General features: G+C 53.4%; 15 protein-coding genes and 1 pseudogene. All 16 read left to right on the top strand.

The features are described from left to right. Window positions 1–52: 52 nt before the first annotated feature. The 16 genes and pseudogenes from ovoA to glmS all read left to right on the top strand — a co-directional run bounded on the left by ovoA (window position 53) and on the right by glmS (window position 17550). Complete coding sequence (gene ovoA / locus Q3H59_RS20300) at window positions 53–2179, top strand: 5-histidylcysteine sulfoxide synthase (RefSeq protein ID WP_271460984.1); 2127 nt, start codon at window positions 53–55, stop codon at window positions 2177–2179. A 106-nt stretch (window positions 2180–2285) separates the two neighbouring features. After that, complete coding sequence (gene asnC, locus Q3H59_RS20295) at window positions 2286–2747, top strand: transcriptional regulator AsnC (RefSeq protein ID WP_008106733.1); 462 nt, start codon at window positions 2286–2288, stop codon at window positions 2745–2747. Between the two features lie 154 nt (window positions 2748–2901). Then, on the top strand, window positions 2902–3342 hold the full coding sequence (gene mioC / locus Q3H59_RS20290; RefSeq protein ID WP_101763915.1) for an FMN-binding protein MioC: 441 nt from the start codon (window positions 2902–2904) through the stop codon (window positions 3340–3342). Between the two features lie 442 nt (window positions 3343–3784). Continuing rightward, the gene (gene mnmG, locus Q3H59_RS20285; protein ID WP_192236794.1) at window positions 3785–5674 is read left to right on the top strand and encodes a tRNA uridine-5-carboxymethylaminomethyl(34) synthesis enzyme MnmG; all 1890 of its coding nucleotides are present in this window, start codon (window positions 3785–3787) and stop codon (window positions 5672–5674) included. 47 nt (window positions 5675–5721) lie between these two features. Then, window positions 5722–6339 carry a 16S rRNA (guanine(527)-N(7))-methyltransferase RsmG gene (rsmG, locus tag Q3H59_RS20280; RefSeq protein ID WP_309836576.1) on the top strand — a complete coding sequence of 206 codons (618 nt, stop codon included), beginning with the start codon at window positions 5722–5724 and terminating at the stop codon, window positions 6337–6339. Between the two features lie 713 nt (window positions 6340–7052). Further along, window positions 7053–7433 carry a F0F1 ATP synthase subunit I gene (gene atpI, locus Q3H59_RS20275; RefSeq protein ID WP_222185617.1) on the top strand — a complete coding sequence of 127 codons (381 nt, stop codon included), beginning with the start codon at window positions 7053–7055 and terminating at the stop codon, window positions 7431–7433. 8 nt (window positions 7434–7441) lie between these two features. Then, window positions 7442–8260 (top strand): F0F1 ATP synthase subunit A, encoded by an 819-nt coding sequence (atpB, locus tag Q3H59_RS20270; protein ID WP_007893608.1) that lies wholly within the window; start codon window positions 7442–7444, stop codon window positions 8258–8260. Window positions 8261–8309: 49 nt separating this feature from the next. Beyond that, the gene (gene atpE / locus Q3H59_RS20265; RefSeq protein WP_003849523.1) at window positions 8310–8549 is read left to right on the top strand and encodes a F0F1 ATP synthase subunit C; all 240 of its coding nucleotides are present in this window, start codon (window positions 8310–8312) and stop codon (window positions 8547–8549) included. Window positions 8550–8656: 107 nt separating this feature from the next. After that, a complete protein-coding gene (atpF, locus tag Q3H59_RS20260; RefSeq protein ID WP_007893603.1) occupies window positions 8657–9127 on the top strand; it encodes a F0F1 ATP synthase subunit B in 471 nt (156 codons plus the stop codon). 14 nt (window positions 9128–9141) lie between these two features. Then, window positions 9142–9675, top strand: a complete 534-nt coding sequence (gene atpH / locus Q3H59_RS20255; protein WP_008106723.1) for a F0F1 ATP synthase subunit delta — start codon at window positions 9142–9144, stop codon at window positions 9673–9675. 14 nt (window positions 9676–9689) lie between these two features. Further along, window positions 9690–11232 (top strand): annotated as a pseudogene (gene atpA, locus Q3H59_RS20250) (F0F1 ATP synthase subunit alpha). Between the two features lie 52 nt (window positions 11233–11284). Continuing rightward, entirely contained in the window at window positions 11285–12151 is an 867-nt protein-coding gene (gene atpG, locus Q3H59_RS20245) for a F0F1 ATP synthase subunit gamma (RefSeq protein WP_101763910.1), read from the top strand. A 63-nt stretch (window positions 12152–12214) separates the two neighbouring features. Then, entirely contained in the window at window positions 12215–13612 is a 1398-nt protein-coding gene (atpD, locus tag Q3H59_RS20240) for a F0F1 ATP synthase subunit beta (protein WP_008106718.1), read from the top strand. Window positions 13613–13636: 24 nt separating this feature from the next. After that, window positions 13637–14056, top strand: a complete 420-nt coding sequence (locus Q3H59_RS20235) for a F0F1 ATP synthase subunit epsilon (RefSeq protein ID WP_008106717.1) — start codon at window positions 13637–13639, stop codon at window positions 14054–14056. Between the two features lie 163 nt (window positions 14057–14219). Beyond that, window positions 14220–15590 (top strand): bifunctional UDP-N-acetylglucosamine diphosphorylase/glucosamine-1-phosphate N-acetyltransferase GlmU, encoded by a 1371-nt coding sequence (gene glmU, locus Q3H59_RS20230; protein WP_192414274.1) that lies wholly within the window; start codon window positions 14220–14222, stop codon window positions 15588–15590. Window positions 15591–15720: 130 nt separating this feature from the next. Then, the gene (gene glmS, locus Q3H59_RS20225; protein WP_309836569.1) at window positions 15721–17550 is read left to right on the top strand and encodes a glutamine--fructose-6-phosphate transaminase (isomerizing); all 1830 of its coding nucleotides are present in this window, start codon (window positions 15721–15723) and stop codon (window positions 17548–17550) included. Window positions 17551–17637: the final 87 nt, after the last annotated feature.

Here is a 17637-nt window from a genome sequence, read left to right as displayed (position 1 = left end):
TGCTAATTTGCTATATTGATAAGTTCGAGCATTTAGCAAACTGGAGCACCTTGTGACGACCGCCCAACTTCCCGCACCGACCCGTACGCTGAAACTTTCCGGCCAACACTCCGAACAAAAACGGGCCGAGCTGCTGGCGTACTTCACCCAAACCTGGGAACTGTATGAAAGCCTGTTTGATTGCCTGGCGGACGAGCGCGCCTGGTTTAACAAAGCCATTTCGTTGCGCCATCCGCTGATCTTCTATTTTGGTCACACCGCAACCTTTTACATTAATAAGCTGATGGCAGGCCGCTATCTCGATCAACGCGTTGACGATCGTATTGAGGCGATGATGGCGATCGGCGTGGATGAGATGAGTTGGGACGATCTCAACGACAGCCATTACGACTGGCCGACCATCGCAGAAGTGCGCGACTATCGTGGCAAAGTGAAAAGCCTGGTGAGTGAGTTTATTCGCACCATGCCGCTGGAACTGCCGATCGACTGGGACAGCCCGGCGTGGGTGATTCTGATGGGCATAGAACACGAACGTATTCATCTGGAAACCTCCAGCGTGCTGATGCGCCAGTTGCCGATTGAATGGGTTAAGCCGCAGCCGCACTGGCCAGTTTGCCCGCAGGCGCGTCACGATCGTCAATCGGTACCGGAAAACTCTCTGATCGCAATGCCCGGCGGCCGTGTGCAGCAGGGCAAAACCGACGACACTTATGGCTGGGATAACGAATACGGTAGCCAGCAAACCGAACTGAAGCCGTTTAAGGCCAGCAAAATGCTGGTCAGCAATGCTGAGTTTTATCGTTTTATTGCGGCGGACGGTTATAACGATCGCCGCTGGTGGGATGACGAAGGTTGGGGCTGGCGTGAATTTTCCGGTGCGCAGATGCCAACATTTTGGGTCGGTGACGAAAAGCTGCCCGATCAGCTAAAACTGCGCGTGCTGGCCGAAGAAGTGGCGATGCCGTGGGATTGGCCGGCGGAAGTGAATCAACTGGAAGCCGCCGCGTTCTGTCGCTGGCTGGCGGAAGAGACCGGTAAATCTGTTCAGCTTCCCTGCGAAGCCGAATGGGCGCAGCTGCGTGAGCAAGTTGGCGGCGATCAGCCGGACTGGACTGAAGCGCCGGGCAACATCAATCTGGCATATTGGGCTTCCTCCAGCCCGGTCGATCGCTTCGCACAAGGTGAGTTTTACGACATCGTCGGCAACGTCTGGCAGTGGACCACGACGCCAACCAACGGTTTCGAAGGCTTTAAGGTGCATCCGCTCTACGACGATTTCTCCACACCAACCTTTGATGGCAAACATGCGCTGATCAAAGGTGGCAGCTGGATTTCCACCGGCAATGAAGCGCTGAAATCTGCGCGCTACGCTTTCCGTCGTCACTTCTTCCAGCACGCCGGTTTCCGCTATGTCGTTTCTTCCCATGAAGAGAGCATGACGCTCAATCCTTATGAAACCGACAGCATGGTGTCGCAGTATCTCGATTTCCAGTACGGACCGAGCTACTACAACGTACCCAACTACGCGGCTGCGCTGGTGGAAAAACTGCTGCCGCACTGTACTGCGCGGGGTCAGGCGCTGGATATCGGCTGCGCCACTGGGCGGGCCAGCTTTGAACTGGCGCGCCACTTCGAGGCAGTAACGGGCATGGATTACTCGGCGCGCTTTATTGATGTTGCGCTGCAGCTGACCTCCGGTGAGGATTTCCGCTATGTGGTGCCCGAAGAGGGCGATCTGGTGGAGTATCGTCAGGTGCGGCTGAAAGAGTTTGGTCTGGAAGCTGAGCAAGCGCAGCGTATTCAGTTTGTGCAGGGCGATGCCTGTAACCTGAAGCCGCAGCCGGACCGTTACGATCTGGTGCTGGCCTCTAACCTGATCGATCGTCTGCGTCAGCCAAAACGTTTCCTGCAGGATGTCACGCCGATGATCCGCGCCGGTGGTTTGCTGGTGCTGTCATCGCCGTATACCTGGCTGGAAGATTTCACGCCGAAAGAAAACTGGCTGGGCGGTGTTCGCGAAAATGGTGAAGCGCTGACAACCTATCAGGCGCTGCAGCGTCTGTTACGTGATGCCTTTGACGAAGTGGCACCGCCGCAGGATGTACCCTTTGTGATCCGCGAAACGGCGCGCAAATTCCAGCACACGCAGGCGCAAGTGACCTTCTGGCGTAAACGCTAAAAAGCAGGCAGACAACGGCATGGCTGTTGTCTGCACCTTGCCTGCACCGCTAATTTGCTGCACATTCTCCTCTATTCATAGAAGAAGAACTCAACGAGGATGGACAATGGCGGAACACCTTCAGCTGGATAACCTGGATCGCGGCATTCTGAATGCGCTGCTACAGAATGCGCGTACCGCCTATGCCGAGCTCGCCAAGCAGTTCAACGTCAGCCCCGGCACCATTCATGTGCGGGTGGAGAAGATGCGTCAGGCGGGCATTATTTTGGGCACGCGCGTGGAGATCGATCCGCGTCAGCTCGGCTTCGATGTGTGTTGCTTTATCGGCATTATCCTTAAAAGCGCGCGCGATTATCCGGCGGCTCTGAGCAAACTCGACGCGCTGGATGAAGTGGTGGAAGCCTGGTACACCACCGGTCATTACAGCATCTTTATCAAAGTGATGTGCCGATCAATCGATGCCTTGCAACAGGTGTTGATCAATAAGATCCAGACCATCGACGAAATTCAGTCCACCGAAACCCTGATCTCCCTGCAAAACCCGATCATGCGCACCATTAAGCCGTGATCCCTCTCTAATCTGTGCACAAACTTATCCCCGGCAGATCGCGCGTATAGCGCGACTTGCCGCCTGATGCTTTCTACTGTTAACCCTGTTTTCCACAGGTGGATCACGGCTTGATCACAGCGTACAATGCTCGCCTTTAGTGCGGGAGAGCATCATGGCCGATATTACGTTAATCAGTGGAAGTACCCTTGGCAGCGCCGAATATGTTGCTGAACATCTGGAAGAAAAACTGCAGGAAGCGGGCTTCTCAACCGAGGTGCTGCATGGCCCAGAGCTGGATGAGCTGCTACCGGAAGGGATTTGGCTGATCGTTACCTCCACGCACGGTGCCGGTGAACTGCCTGATAATTTGCTTCCTTTATATGAAGCACTGCAGGAAACAAAACCGGACCTCTCTGGCTTACGTTATGGCGCAGTCGGCATCGGTAATCATGAATACGATCTTTTCTGCGGCGCGATCAAGCTGCTGGAAGAGCAATTGAACCAACTGGGCGCCAAACGCATTGGCGATCGACTGGAGATCGACGTGCTGGAGCATGAGATCCCGGAAGACGCGGCCGAAGTGTGGGTCGCCACATGGAAAACGCAGATTTAAAACGATCTTTAGTGGCTGGGGATCGGGAAAATAGAATGATCCCCAGTTGATTGCGCTGTTTTTTTACCTTAAACCCGCGATCGACTGTGGATAACATGGCCTGTTTCATGCGTATAACCAGTAGTTATCCAAATAACAACGTCTGTTTCTTTTTTAGGCTGTGCATAAGTAGCCATTTTGATCCCAGCTTATACGGATCAGGATCACCGATCATTCACAGCTAATGATCCTCGCTAATTTGCTGTTTAGCCTGAATTTTTTGGGGTTATCAACAGCCGGATGCGATCCTAATAGTAGATCTAACAGAAAGATCATATAAAAGACTTAAGATCCTTTCTTTTAAACCTCGGGATCCCGCGACTTTCGCCGCCGACATTATTTCAGTAGAATCCACCGCCCAGGGCAACGATCCCTGTCCGAAACACTAACGAGGACCCACTTCATGTTTTATCCAGATCCTTTTGACGTCATCGTAATCGGTGGTGGTCATGCGGGCACAGAGGCCGCGATGGCCGCAGCCCGAATGGGTCAGCAAACCCTGTTACTCACCCATAACATTGATACGCTTGGACAAATGTCCTGTAACCCGGCGATCGGTGGCATCGGGAAAGGACATCTGGTGAAGGAAGTGGATGCCTTAGGCGGTTTGATGGCCACAGCAATTGACCAGGCAGGTATCCAGTTTAGGATACTAAACGCGAGTAAAGGCCCCGCCGTTCGCGCCACTCGTGCTCAGGCTGACCGTGTACTGTATCGCCAGGCGGTACGCACCGCATTAGAGAACCAGCCAAACCTGATGATCTTCCAGCAGGCGGTTGACGATCTGATTGTGGAAAACGATCGTGTCGTCGGTGCTGTGACGCAAATGGGCCTGAAGTTCCGCGCCAAAACCGTGGTGCTGACCGTCGGGACCTTCCTCGATGGCAAAATCCACATCGGGCTGGATAACTACAGCGGTGGCCGTGCAGGCGATCCGCCATCAATCCCATTGGCAAAACGCCTGCGTGCACTGCCGCTGCGCGTAAACCGTCTGAAAACCGGTACGCCGCCACGTATCGACGCACGCTCGATTGATTTTTCGGTGCTGACACCGCAGCACGGTGATAATCCGATGCCGGTGTTCTCGTTCATGGGCAAGGTTTCACAGCATCCACAACAAGTGCCATGCTGGATCACCTACACCAACGAACAGACGCATGACGTGATCCGCAATAACCTCGATCGCAGCCCGATGTATGCCGGGATCATCGAAGGTATTGGTCCACGTTATTGCCCATCGATCGAAGACAAAGTGATGCGCTTTGCCGATCGTAATGCGCACCAGATCTTCCTGGAGCCGGAAGGCCTAACCAGCAACGAGATCTACCCGAATGGCATCTCCACCAGCCTGCCGTTTGACGTCCAGATGCAGATTGTACGTTCGATGAAAGGACTGGAAAACGCGAAGATCATCCGTCCGGGTTACGCCATCGAGTATGATTTCTTCGATCCACGCGATCTCAAACCGACGCTGGAAAGCAAATTTATCCACGGTCTGTTCTTTGCTGGCCAGATCAACGGCACCACTGGCTACGAAGAAGCGGCAGCGCAAGGTTTGCTGGCCGGCCTCAACGCAGCACGCGCTTCCGCCGACAAAGAGGGCTGGGCGCCACGTCGCGATCAGGCTTACCTTGGTGTGCTGGTTGATGATCTGTGCACGTTGGGCACGAAAGAGCCGTACCGCATGTTTACATCACGCGCGGAGTACCGCCTGATGCTGCGCGAAGACAACGCCGATCTACGTTTGACCGAAGCCGGTCGCGAGCTCGGTCTGGTTGATGATGCCCGCTGGGCGCGCTACAACCAGAAACTGGAGGCGATTGAGCAGGAGCGTCAACGCCTGCGCGATCTGTGGGTGCATCCAAAATCGGATAACGTGGCGGAAGTGAACGCGGTGATCAGTGCGCCGCTCACCAAAGAAGCCAGCGGTGAAGATCTGCTGCGTCGTCCAGAGATGACCTATCCGCTGCTGACGTCACTCGCCAGCTACGGTCCGGCACTGTCAGATGAGCAAGCTGCTGAGCAGGTGGAGATTCAGGTGAAATACGAAGGGTACATTGCGCGTCAGCAGGAAGAGATTGATCGCCAGCTGCGCAATGAAAACACCTTGTTGCCTGTCGAGCTCGACTATCGTCAGGTAAATGGCTTGTCGAATGAAGTGATCGCCAAACTCAACGATCACAAACCGACTTCCATCGGCCAGGCTTCTCGTATTTCGGGCATCACGCCTGCGGCCATCTCAATTCTGCTGATTTACCTGAAAAAACAGGGCTTGCTGCGTAAAAGCGCCTGATCGACTTTGGGGCGAGGCAACTCGCCCCCGTTAATGGAATTCTCGTTGTGATCAACAAACTCTCCTCGCTGCTAAAAGCGGCAAACATTTCCCTTACCGATCAACAAAAACAGCAGTTGGTTGGCTATGTTGAGTTGCTGCATAAGTGGAATAAGGCCTATAACCTGACATCAGTGCGCGACCCGCAGCAGATGCTGGTACGCCATATTCTCGACAGCATGGTGGTTGAGCCACATTTGCAGGGCGAACGCTTTATTGATGTCGGCACCGGTCCGGGCTTACCAGGCATTCCGCTGGCCATTGTGCGCCCGCAATCGCATTTCACCTTGCTGGATAGCCTCGGCAAACGCGTGCGATTCCTGCGTCAGGTACAACATGAGTTAGGACTTACTAACGTCACGCCGGTGCAGAGCCGCGTTGAAGAGTACCCGTCTGAGCCGCCATTCGACGGTGTTATCAGTCGTGCATTTGCTTCACTCGAGGATATGCTGACCTGGTGTCATCATCTGCCGGGTCCTGAAGGTCGCTTTTATGCCCTGAAAGGTGTGCGTCCGGATGATGAGATTGCTGCATTACCCGCTGGCTTTACGGTGGAAAAAATTCAACCTCTGCAGGTACCCGAGCTGGATGGTGAACGCCATCTGGTGGTGATTACCCGCCAATAGCCTTTTAAACGGTATGGATTTAATCTGCTTCATGCCGTTTGTCTTAGTCATTGCCCTGAACGAAAAAGCAGCGATTGAACACTTTTAGGTAAAAGCTTTTATTTCGCAGGGCAGGGCGCGCGAGTTAACATCCCCGGCGGAAATTATCCGAAAATCTCTGTTACATTTAACGAATAATTCACATTTCATTATCACGGAGATCACTTTTTTGGGTGTATTTACCCAACCAAATAATCACTGGTGAAAATATAACTTTGCAATAAATTGGCGTACGTAATATCAGTTTTGCGTTTTTATTGCAGCGCATGATGTCAATAGAGTGTTTTTCTCGAAAATCGAAGCGCAACAGTTAAATAATAAAATTAAAACTCTGATTTATAAGTGCTTAATACAATGTAGAAATCGTATAAATCTTGTCTGAAACAAATTCAGTCAGGCATTCCTTGTTTATTATGTGATCTAAAGCACGCTTTAAAAGCAAGTCGGTCGGGCATTTTCAGACTTAAAGTCAGACATTGCCTGAAGACGATGTTTTGAAAAATAGCCCTTCAGAAAGAAATTTAAATAATTGTTCACCTTTTCGCTACTTACCGATTGAAATCGCAGGTGGCGCCCGTATAATTTGCACGGCTTTTGCTGCTTGACTCAAATGAGTAAAGGCAGTCTTATACGACACGCGACATACCCCGTTCGGGGCAGGAGAGTTCAGCGTCATGTCAGTGTCTCTTTACAGTGTGAAATTAGCCCGGGCCGTGCTGATCATTCAGCTGGTGACCTTTGTCACCATCGGTGCGCTCTTTACCCTGAAAGAGGTTACCTGGGGCGCCTCCGCCATCGCGGGTGGCGTGGCAGCTTGGCTGCCGAACGTGTTGTTTATGTTTTTGGCCTGGCGCCTGCAGGATCAAACGCCTGCGAAAGGACGTGTTGCCTGGAGCTTCGCCCTCGGTGAAGTGTTGAAGGTGTTCACAACCGTCATTTTCCTCGCGGTGGCGTTGGGTGTGTTTGGAGCGGTCTTCTGGCCACTCGCAATCACGTGGTTATCGGTGCTGGTGGTGCAGATCGTCGCTCCGGCTGTAATTAACAACAAAGGGTAAGAGGCATCATGGCTGCTGGAGAAATCTCTACTCCGCAAGAATACATAGGTCACCACCTGAATAACCTTCAGTTGGACCTGCGTACTTTCGAGTTGGTGAATCCGCACGACGCTCCCGCGACGTTCTGGGTATTAAATATCGATTCCATGTTTTTCTCTGTGGTGCTGGGACTGATTTTCCTGGTGTTGTTCCGCAAAGTGGCGAAAAGCGCTACCAGCGGTGTTCCAGGGAAATTACAAGCGGCTATCGAACTGGTTGTCGGCTTCGTTGATAACAACGTGCGCGACATGTACCACGGTAAAAGCAAACTTATCGCCCCGCTGGCTCTGACGATTTTCGTCTGGGTCTTCCTGATGAACTTCATGGATCTGCTGCCTATCGATTTGCTGCCGTTTATCGGCGAGCACTATTTAGGCCTGCCGGCGCTGCGCGTCGTGCCGTCTGCAGACGTGAACATCACGCTGTCTATGGCGCTGGGCGTATTTATTTTGATTCTGTTCTACAGCATCAAAATGAAAGGCATTGGCGGCTTCACCAAAGAGTTGACGCTGCAGCCTTTTAATCACCCGATCTTCATCCCCATTAACCTGATTCTTGAAGGTGTTAGCCTGCTGTCCAAGCCTGTTTCACTGGGTCTGCGACTGTTCGGCAACATGTATGCGGGTGAGTTGATCTTTATCCTGATTGCCGGCTTGCTGCCGTGGTGGTCGCAGTGGTTGTTGAATGTGCCTTGGGCCATTTTCCACATCCTGATCATTTCGCTGCAGGCTTTCATTTTCATGGTCCTCACGATCGTCTATCTGTCGATGGCATCTGAAGAACATTGATTTTTATCTCAACACTTAAGCTTTTAACTGAAACAAACTGGAGACTGTCATGGAAAACCTGAATATGGATCTGCTGTACATGGCTGCCGCTGTGATGATGGGCCTGGCGGCAATCGGTGCTGCGATCGGTATCGGCATCCTCGGAGGTAAATTCCTGGAAGGCGCCGCGCGTCAACCGGATCTGATCCCTCTGCTGCGTACGCAGTTCTTTGTTGTAATGGGTCTGGTGGATGCAATCCCGATGATCGCTGTAGGTCTGGGTCTCTACGTGATGTTTGCTGTCGCTTAAACCTGGTAGCCTTGTTCACTCATGGCACCTGGTGTGATGAGGGACGGATTCTGCCGTTTATCTCTGATAGCGGCAGAGCAAGTTAACTTAATAAGAGGCATTGTGCTGTGAACATTAATGCAACAATCCTCGGCCAGGCCATCGCGTTCATTCTGTTTGTCGCGTTCTGCATGAAGTACGTATGGCCGCCGATTATGGCTGCCATCGAAAAGCGCCAGAAAGAAATTGCTGAAGGCCTTGCTTCTGCTGAGCGCGCGAAGAAAGATTTAGATCTCGCGCAGGCCAATGCGACCGACCAGCTGAAAAAAGCGAAAGAAGACGCTCAGGTCATTATCGAGCAGGCGAACAAACGCCGTGCCCAGATTCTGGACGAAGCGAAAACCGAAGCTGAGACTGAACGTAACCGCATCGTGGCGCAGGCGCAGGCAGAAATTGATGCCGAGCGTTCGCGTGCCCGTGAAGAGCTGCGTAAGCAAGTCGCGTTGCTGGCATTAGCTGGCGCCGAGAAAATCATCGAACGTTCCGTGGATGAAGCTGCTAACAGCGACATCGTTGATAAACTGGTCGCTGAACTGTAAGGAGGGAGGGGCTGATGTCTGATCTGATTACTGTAGCTCGCCCCTACGCCAAAGCAGCTTTTGACTTTGCTGTTGAGCATCAAAGCATCGATCGCTGGCAATCCATGCTGGCGTTTGCCGCAGAAGTGGCTCGCAACGAACAGATCGCAGATCTTCTTTCCGGTGCGCTCGCACCGGAAGCTTTGTCTGCTTCTTTCATTGCAGTTTGTGGCGATCAACTTGATGAAAACGCCCAGAACCTGATTAAGGTAATGGCCGAAAACGGACGTTTGACAGCGCTTCCAGCCGTACTGGCTCAGTACATTCAACTGCGTGACGCTTATGAAGCGACAGCCGAAGTTGATGTGATTTCTGCCAGCACGCTGAGTGACAGTCAGCTGACTAAAATCAGCGCCGCGATGGAAAAACGTCTGTCACGTAAAGTTAAGCTGAATTGCAAAATTGATAAGTCTGTAATGGCAGGTGTGGTTATCCGTGCGGGTGACCTGGTCATTGATGGCAGCGTACGCGGCCGTCTTGATCGTCTGGCAGACGTCTTGCAGTCTTAAGGGGACTGGAGCATATGCAACTGAATTCCACCGAAATCAGCGAACTGATCAAGCAGCGCATTGCTCAGTTCAATGTCGTGAGTGAAGCTCACAACGAAGGTACTATTGTTTCTGTAAGTGACGGTATCATCCGCGTACACGGCCTGGCCGATGTCATGCAGGGTGAGATGATTGCCCTGCCGGGCAACCGTTACGCTATCGCACTGAACCTCGAGCGTGACTCGGTTGGTGCAGTAGTGATGGGCCCGTATGCTGACCTCGCGGAAGGCATGAAAGTAAAATGTACGGGTCGTATTTTAGAAGTTCCAGTTGGCCGTGGCCTGCTGGGCCGTGTGGTGAACACACTGGGTGCACCGATCGACGGTAAAGGCGCAATCGAAAACGACGGCTTCTCGCCTGTTGAAGTGATTGCACCGGGCGTTATCGACCGTCAGTCTGTAGACCAGCCTGTTCAGACCGGTTACAAATCTGTCGATGCGATGATTCCAATCGGCCGTGGCCAGCGTGAGCTGATCATCGGTGACCGTCAGACCGGTAAAACTGCAATGGCAATCGACGCCATCATCAACCAGCGCGATTCAGGCATCAAGTGTGTCTACGTTGCGATTGGTCAGAAAGCGTCAACCATTTCTAACGTAGTACGCAAACTGGAAGAGCACGGCGCGCTGGCTAACACCATCGTGGTTGTCGCTTCTGCTTCTGAATCTGCAGCACTGCAGTACCTGTCACCGTACGCCGGTTGTGCAATGGGTGAGTACTTCCGTGACCGCGGTGAAGATGCACTGATCGTGTACGATGACCTGTCTAAGCAGGCTGTTGCTTACCGTCAGATTTCTCTGCTGCTGCGCCGTCCACCAGGTCGTGAAGCATTCCCTGGTGACGTGTTCTATCTCCACTCTCGTCTGCTGGAGCGTGCATCACGCGTTAGCGCTGACTACGTTGAGCGCTTCACCAACGGTGAAGTGAAAGGCCAGACCGGTTCTCTGACCGCACTGCCAATCATCGAAACTCAGGCGGGTGGACGTTTCTGCGTTCGTTCCGACCAACGTAATCTCGATTACTGATGGTCAGATCTTCCTGGAATCTAACCTGTTCAACTCCGGTATTCGTCCAGCCGTTAACCCGGGTATTTCGGTATCCCGTGTTGGTGGTGCTGCACAGACTAAGATCATCAAGAAACTGTCCGGTGGTATTCGTACCGCGCTGGCACAGTATCGTGAACTGGCTGCGTTCTCTCAGTTCGCTTCCGATCTGGACGATGCAACGCGTAAACAGCTGAGCCACGGTCAGAAAGTGACCGAGCTGCTGAAACAGAAACAGTATGCGCCGATGTCAGTCGCGCAACAGGGTCTGGTGCTGTTTGCTGCTGAGCGCGGCTATCTGAACGATGTTGAACTGGCGAAAGTCGGCAGCTTCGAAGCCGCTCTGCTGGCGTTCGCGGATCGCGATCACGCTGAGCTGATGGCTGAAATCAACCAAGCGGGTAACTTCAATAACGAAATCGAAGAGAAGCTGAAAGGCCTCCTCGAAACGTTTAAAGCAACCCAGTCCTGGTAATGTCTGGCGGCTTGTCTGAAAAGGCAGGCCGCAAGGCTTTGAGGAGAAGCTAATGGCCGGCGCAAAAGAAATACGTAGTAAGATCGGAAGCGTAAAAAATACGCAGAAGATCACCAAAGCGATGGAAATGGTCGCCGCCTCCAAAATGCGTAAAACGCAGGAACGCATGGCGGCCAGCCGTCCGTATGCAGATACCATGCGCAAAGTGATTGGTCACCTTGCCTTGGGTAATCTGGAATACAAGCACCCTTACCTGGATGAGCGTGACGTTAAGCGCGTCGGCTACCTGGTCGTTTCGACTGACCGCGGGCTTTGTGGTGGTTTGAACATTAACCTGTTCAAAAAATTGCTGGCAGATATGAAAAGCTGGGCGGATAAAGGCGTACAGAGCGATCTGGCTGTTATCGGTTCGAAAGGCAATTCATTCTTCGGCTCTGTAGGTGGCAACATCGTGGCACAAGTCACCGGTATGGGCGATAAGCCTGCACTGTCTGATTTGATCGGCCCGGTAAAAGTGATGTTGCAGGCCTACGATGAAGGTCGCATCGACAAGCTGTATATCGTTGCCAACAAGTTTAATAACACCATGTCTCAGACTCCGACCATTACCCAACTGCTGCCGTTACCGCCAGCGGAAGGTGAAGAAGAGATGAAGGCGAAGACCTGGGATTACCTGTACGAACCCGATCCGAAAGCGCTGCTGGATACTCTGCTGCGTCGTTACGTCGAATCGCAGGTTTATCAGGGTGTGGTGGAAAACCTGGCCAGTGAGCAGGCCGCACGTATGGTTGCAATGAAAGCTGCAACCGATAACGGCGGAAACCTGATCAAAGAGCTGCAGTTGGTTTACAACAAAGCTCGTCAGGCCAGCATCACCCAGGAACTTACCGAGATCGTCTCGGGAGCCTCCGCGGTTTAACCAGGCATATATCCTGTCGCGCGAGCGCGGCTGGGTATTTTCGTATTAGGTAGAGGATTCAAGATGGCAGCTGGAAAGATTGTCCAGATTATCGGCGCCGTAGTTGACGTCGAATTCCCTCAGGACGCGGTACCGCAGGTATACAGCGCTCTCGAGGTGAAAAATGGTGATGCTCGTCTGGTGCTGGAAGTTCAGCAGCAGCTGGGTGGTGGCGTGGTTCGTACCATCGCCATGGGTACTTCTGACGGCCTGAAGCGCGGTCTGGAAGTTACCGACCTGAAAAAACCTATCCAGGTTCCGGTTGGTAAAGCAACCCTCGGCCGTATCATGAACGTATTGGGTGAGCCAATCGACATGAAAGGCGACCTGCAGAATGACGACGGCACTGTAGTAGAGGTTTCCTCTATTCACCGTGCAGCACCTTCGTATGAAGATCAGTCTAACTCGCAGGAACTGCTGGAAACCGGCATCAAGGTTATCGACCTGATGTGTCCGTTCGCTAAGGGCGGTAAAGTCGGTCTGTTCGGTGGTGCGGGTGTAGGTAAAACCGTAAACATGATGGAGCTGATCCGTAACATCGCGGCTGAGCACTCAGGTTATTCGGTATTTGCTGGTGTGGGTGAGCGTACTCGTGAGGGTAACGACTTCTACCACGAAATGACTGACTCCAACGTTATCGATAAAGTAGCGCTGGTGTATGGCCAGATGAACGAGCCGCCGGGTAACCGTCTGCGCGTAGCACTGACCGGTTTGACCATGGCGGAAAAATTCCGTGATGAAGGCCGTGACGTTCTGCTGTTCATCGACAACATCTATCGTTACACCCTGGCCGGTACTGAAGTATCAGCACTGCTGGGTCGTATGCCATCTGCGGTAGGCTATCAGCCAACGCTGGCAGAAGAGATGGGTGTGTTGCAGGAGCGTATTACCTCCACTAAGACCGGTTCAATCACCTCTGTACAGGCCGTTTACGTTCCTGCGGATGACTTGACTGACCCGTCACCAGCAACCACCTTTGCTCACTTAGACTCAACCGTTACGCTGAGCCGTCAGATCGCCTCTCTGGGTATCTACCCAGCCGTTGACCCGCTGGATTCTACCAGCCGTCAGCTGGATCCACTGATCGTGGGTCAGGAGCACTATGACGTTGCGCGTGGCGTGCAGTCTCTGCTGCAGCGTTACCAGGAACTGAAAGACATCATCGCTATCCTGGGTATGGACGAGCTGTCTGAAGAAGACAAGCTGCTGGTGGCACGTGCGCGTAAGATTCAGCGCTTCCTGTCTCAGCCGTTCTTCGTTGCTGAAGTCTTCACCGGTTCTCCAGGTAAGTACGTCACCCTGAAAGACACCATCCGTGGCTTCAAAGGCATCATGGAAGGCGAATTCGACCACCTGCCAGAGCAGGCGTTCTACATGGTCGGCGCTATCGAAGAAGCCGTAGAAAAAGCGAAGAAACTGTAATTTAGGTTTCCCAGGAGGAATGGTATGGCTATGACTTATCATCTGGACGTGGTCAGCGCGGAGCAACAAATGTTCTCCGGTCTGGTCGAGCGTATCCAGGTGTCAGGTAGCGAAGGTGAGCTGGGGATTCGTCCTGGCCACGCCCCGCTGCTGACAGCCATCAAGCCTGGTATGATTCACATCGTGAAACAGCACGGCGAAGAGGAGTTTATTTACCTCTCTGGCGGCGTGCTGGAAGTTCAGCCTGGCAGCACCACCGTTCTGGCCGACACCGCGATTCGCGGTGAAGACCTCGACGAAGCGCGCGCGCTGGAAGCGAAACGTAAAGCGGAAGAGCACATGAACAGCAGCCACGGCGACGTGGATTATGCTCAGGCTTCTGCGGAACTGGCGAAAGCCATCGCGAAACTGCGTGTCATCGAGCTGACCAAAAAAGCGATGTAATCAGGCTTTATGCGTCACGAAATGCCAGCCCTTTGGGTTGGCATTTTTTTTGCCCAAAATTTGCCGCCTGGCGCTGAGCCCGGCTAATTTCGACCCGAGAAAAATGTAGTAATCTCGGGGTTAAACCTTACACTTTCGAAAGTTGAAGAGAATCAGGATAGTTATGTCTACGAACGCGATGAGTGTGGTGATCTTAGCCGCTGGCAAAGGCACCCGAATGTATTCCGACCTGCCCAAAGTTCTGCACACCCTTGCAGGTAAACCAATGGTTCAGCACGTTATTGATGCCGCAACCGGTTTGGGCGCCCAGCAGATCCATCTGGTTTACGGCCACGGCGGAGATTTACTGCAGTCAACGTTAGCGCATAACGCACTCAACTGGGTGCTGCAGGCCGAGCAACTCGGTACTGGTCATGCGATGCAGCAGGCGGCACCCTTCTTTGCCGATGACGAAGATATTCTGATGCTATACGGCGACGTGCCGCTGATCTCGCAGGCCAGTTTGCAACGTCTGCGTGATGCGAAACCCGCGGGCGGCATTGGTTTACTCACCGTAGTTCTGGATAACCCCACCGGCTACGGTCGTATCGTGCGTGAAAACGGCACGGTGATCGGCATCATTGAGCAGAAAGATGCCTCGCCAGAACAGCTAAATATTCAGGAAATTAACACCGGCATTCTGATTGCCAACGGCGGCGACCTCAAGCGCTGGCTGGCACAACTTAACAACAACAATGCGCAGGGCGAATTCTATATCACCGATATCATCGCCATGGCGCACCACGAAGGCCGCGTGATCAATGCGGTGCATCCGGCGCGCATCAGCGAAACCGATGGCGTCAACAATCGCCTGCAGCTGGCAACGCTTGAGCGTGTCTACCAAAGCGAGCAGGCAGAAAAGCTGCTGCTGGCGGGTGTGATGCTGCGCGATCCGGCGCGTTTCGATCTGCGCGGTGCGTTGCAACACGGCCGCGATGTGGAGATCGACACTAACGTGATCATCGAAGGCAAGGTCACGCTCGGCAACCGCGTAAAAATCGGTGCCGGCTGCATCATTAAAAACAGCGTGATTGCTGACGACTGTGAAATCAGCCCTTATTCGGTGATCGAAGATGCCACGTTAGCCGCTGCTTGTACGGTTGGGCCTTTTGCGCGTCTGCGTCCGGGCAGCGAGTTGGCGGAAGCGGCGCACGTGGGCAACTTTGTAGAGATGAAGAAAGCCACGCTCGGCAAAGGCTCTAAAGCGGGTCACCTCTCTTATCTCGGCGATGCGGAAATTGGCGCGGGCGTGAATATCGGTGCGGGTACCATTACCTGTAACTACGATGGCGCTAACAAATCCAAAACCATCATTGGCGACAACGTGTTTATTGGTTCGGATACCCAACTGGTGGCGCCTGTCAGCGTGGCGAGCGGTGCGACCATCGCCGCGGGCACCACGATAATGAAAGATGTGTTAGCTGCGGATCTGGTCTACAACCGTAAAGAACAGAATCAAAAATCGGGCTGGCAGCGTCCTGTTAAGAAAAAATAAATTTTAAAGGCCGACAACGATCGGCCTGTTAGCAGTGCCATAAAAAAATATCCCCACTCTCTACAAGGCTCGGGGAAATCAGGTCGTATGACAACGCAATGGCCGAAAGCCATGAAGTCAGGAAATTACTATGTGTGGAATTGTTGGTGCAGTAGCGCAGCGTGACATCGCAGAAATTCTGCTGGAAGGTTTGCGTCGTCTTGAGTATCGCGGTTATGACTCCGCGGGATTAGCCGTCGTTGATCGTCAGGGCCATATGACGCGCCTGCGTCGTTTGGGTAAAGTGCAGAACCTGGCGGAAGCCACAGAGCAGCAGCCGCTAATTGGCGGCACCGGTATCGCACACACGCGCTGGGCGACACACGGAGAACCGTCGGAGGCCAATGCGCATCCGCACGTTTCCGAGCACATCATCATCGTGCACAACGGCATCATTGAAAACCATGAGCCGCTGCGCGCGCAGTTGCTTGAGCGCGGCTATCACTTTGCCTCAGAAACCGACACCGAAGTGGTGGCGCATCTGGTGCATTGGGAGCAGAAGCAGGGCGGCACGCTACGTGAAGTGGTGCTGCGCGTTATTCCGCAGCTGCGCGGTGCGTATGGCATGGTGATCATGGACAGCCGCGATCCTTCGCTGCTGGTGGCGGCGCGCTCCGGTAGTCCGCTGGTGATTGGCCGTGGCGTGGGCGAAAACTTTATCGCTTCCGATCAGCTGGCGCTGCTGCCAGTGACGCGTCGCTTCATCTATCTGGAAGAGGGCGACATTGCCGAGATCACCCGCCGCGAAGTCACCATTATCGATCGTGACGGTAAAACCACTAAGCGCGCTGAAATCGAATCGACCGCGCAGTACGATGCCGGCGACAAAGGCATCTATCGTCATTACATGCAGAAAGAGATTTACGAGCAGCCGAACGCGATCAAAAACACCATCACCGGTCGTTTTAATCACGGCGAAGTCGATCTCAGCGAGCTGGGCCCGGATGCTGAGACGCTGTTGAGCCAGGTCGAACATATTCAGATCATTGCCTGCGGTACGTCATACAACTCCGGCATGGTTTCGCGTTACTGGTTTGAGTCGCTGGCTAACCTGCCTTGTGATGTGGAAATCGCCTCGGAATTCCGTTATCGCAAATCTGCAGTGCGTAAAAATAGCCTGCTGATCACGCTGTCACAATCGGGTGAAACCGCCGATACGCTGGCGGCGCTGCGCCTGTCGAAAGAGCTGGGTTATCTCGGTTCGCTGGCCATCTGTAACGTGGCCGGTTCATCGCTGGTGCGTGAATCCGATTTAGCGCTGATGACCAAAGCCGGCACTGAAATTGGCGTGGCATCCACCAAAGCCTTCACCACGCAGCTGGCAGTATTGCTGATGCTGGTGGCGAAACTCGGTCGTCTGCACGGCATGAAAGCCGAAACCGAGCACGAGATTGTGCACGCGCTGCAGGCCTTGCCGAGCCGCATCGAACAGATGCTGGCGCAGGACAAAGTGATCGAAAACCTGGCGGAAGGTTTCTCTGATAAGCATCATGCGCTGTTCCTTGGCCGTGGCGATCAGTATCCGATCGCGATGGAAGGCGCGCTGAAGCTGAAAGAGATCTCCTATATCCACGCCGAAGCCTATGCGGCGGGCGAGCTGAAGCACGGCCCGCTGGCGCTGATTGATGCGGATATGCCAGTGATCGTGGTCGCGCCCAACAACGAACTGCTGGAGAAGCTGAAATCCAATATAGAAGAGGTACGCGCGCGCGGCGGTTTGCTGTATGTGTTTGCCGATCAGGATGCCGGTTTCAGCGACAGCGATGGCATGAAAATCATCTCCCTGCCGCACGTAGAAGAGGTGATTGCACCGATCTTCTACACCGTGCCGTTACAGCTGCTCTCATACCATGTGGCGCTGATTAAAGGTACCGATGTTGACCAGCCGCGTAACCTGGCGAAATCGGTTACCGTTGAATAATCAGTAACAAGAGTGGGCCCGCAATGGGCCCGCTTCATTTCTGTACGCTGTCATATAACTGTCACATTTCGTACATTTCACTGTCAT

The sequence above is a fragment of the Pantoea sp. SORGH_AS_0659 genome (assembly GCF_031453915.1).
Taxonomy (GTDB): Bacteria; Pseudomonadota; Gammaproteobacteria; order Enterobacterales; family Enterobacteriaceae; genus Pantoea; species Pantoea leporis.
Note: the sequence above shows the minus strand (reverse complement) of the source record. Positions and strands in the feature narration are given on the sequence as shown.

Bases quoted from the DNA above. Each gene is read 5' to 3' on its own strand.
- atpD (WP_008106718.1), top strand. From the start codon at position 12,215: ATGGCAGCTGGAAAGATTGTCCAGATTATCGGCGCCGTAGTTGACGTC.
- atpE (WP_003849523.1), top strand. From the start codon at position 8,310: ATGGAAAACCTGAATATGGATCTGCTGTACATGGCTGCCGCTGTGATG.
- asnC (WP_008106733.1), top strand. From the start codon at position 2,286: ATGGCGGAACACCTTCAGCTGGATAACCTGGATCGCGGCATTCTGAAT.
- mioC (WP_101763915.1), top strand. From the start codon at position 2,902: ATGGCCGATATTACGTTAATCAGTGGAAGTACCCTTGGCAGCGCCGAA.
- atpG (WP_101763910.1), top strand. From the start codon at position 11,285: ATGGCCGGCGCAAAAGAAATACGTAGTAAGATCGGAAGCGTAAAAAAT.
- atpI (WP_222185617.1), top strand. From the start codon at position 7,053: ATGTCAGTGTCTCTTTACAGTGTGAAATTAGCCCGGGCCGTGCTGATC.
- mnmG (WP_192236794.1), top strand. From the start codon at position 3,785: ATGTTTTATCCAGATCCTTTTGACGTCATCGTAATCGGTGGTGGTCAT.
- Q3H59_RS20235 (WP_008106717.1), top strand. From the start codon at position 13,637: ATGGCTATGACTTATCATCTGGACGTGGTCAGCGCGGAGCAACAAATG.
- atpB (WP_007893608.1), top strand. From the start codon at position 7,442: ATGGCTGCTGGAGAAATCTCTACTCCGCAAGAATACATAGGTCACCAC.
- glmS (WP_309836569.1), top strand. From the start codon at position 15,721: ATGTGTGGAATTGTTGGTGCAGTAGCGCAGCGTGACATCGCAGAAATT.
- glmU (WP_192414274.1), top strand. From the start codon at position 14,220: ATGTCTACGAACGCGATGAGTGTGGTGATCTTAGCCGCTGGCAAAGGC.
- atpH (WP_008106723.1), top strand. From the start codon at position 9,142: ATGTCTGATCTGATTACTGTAGCTCGCCCCTACGCCAAAGCAGCTTTT.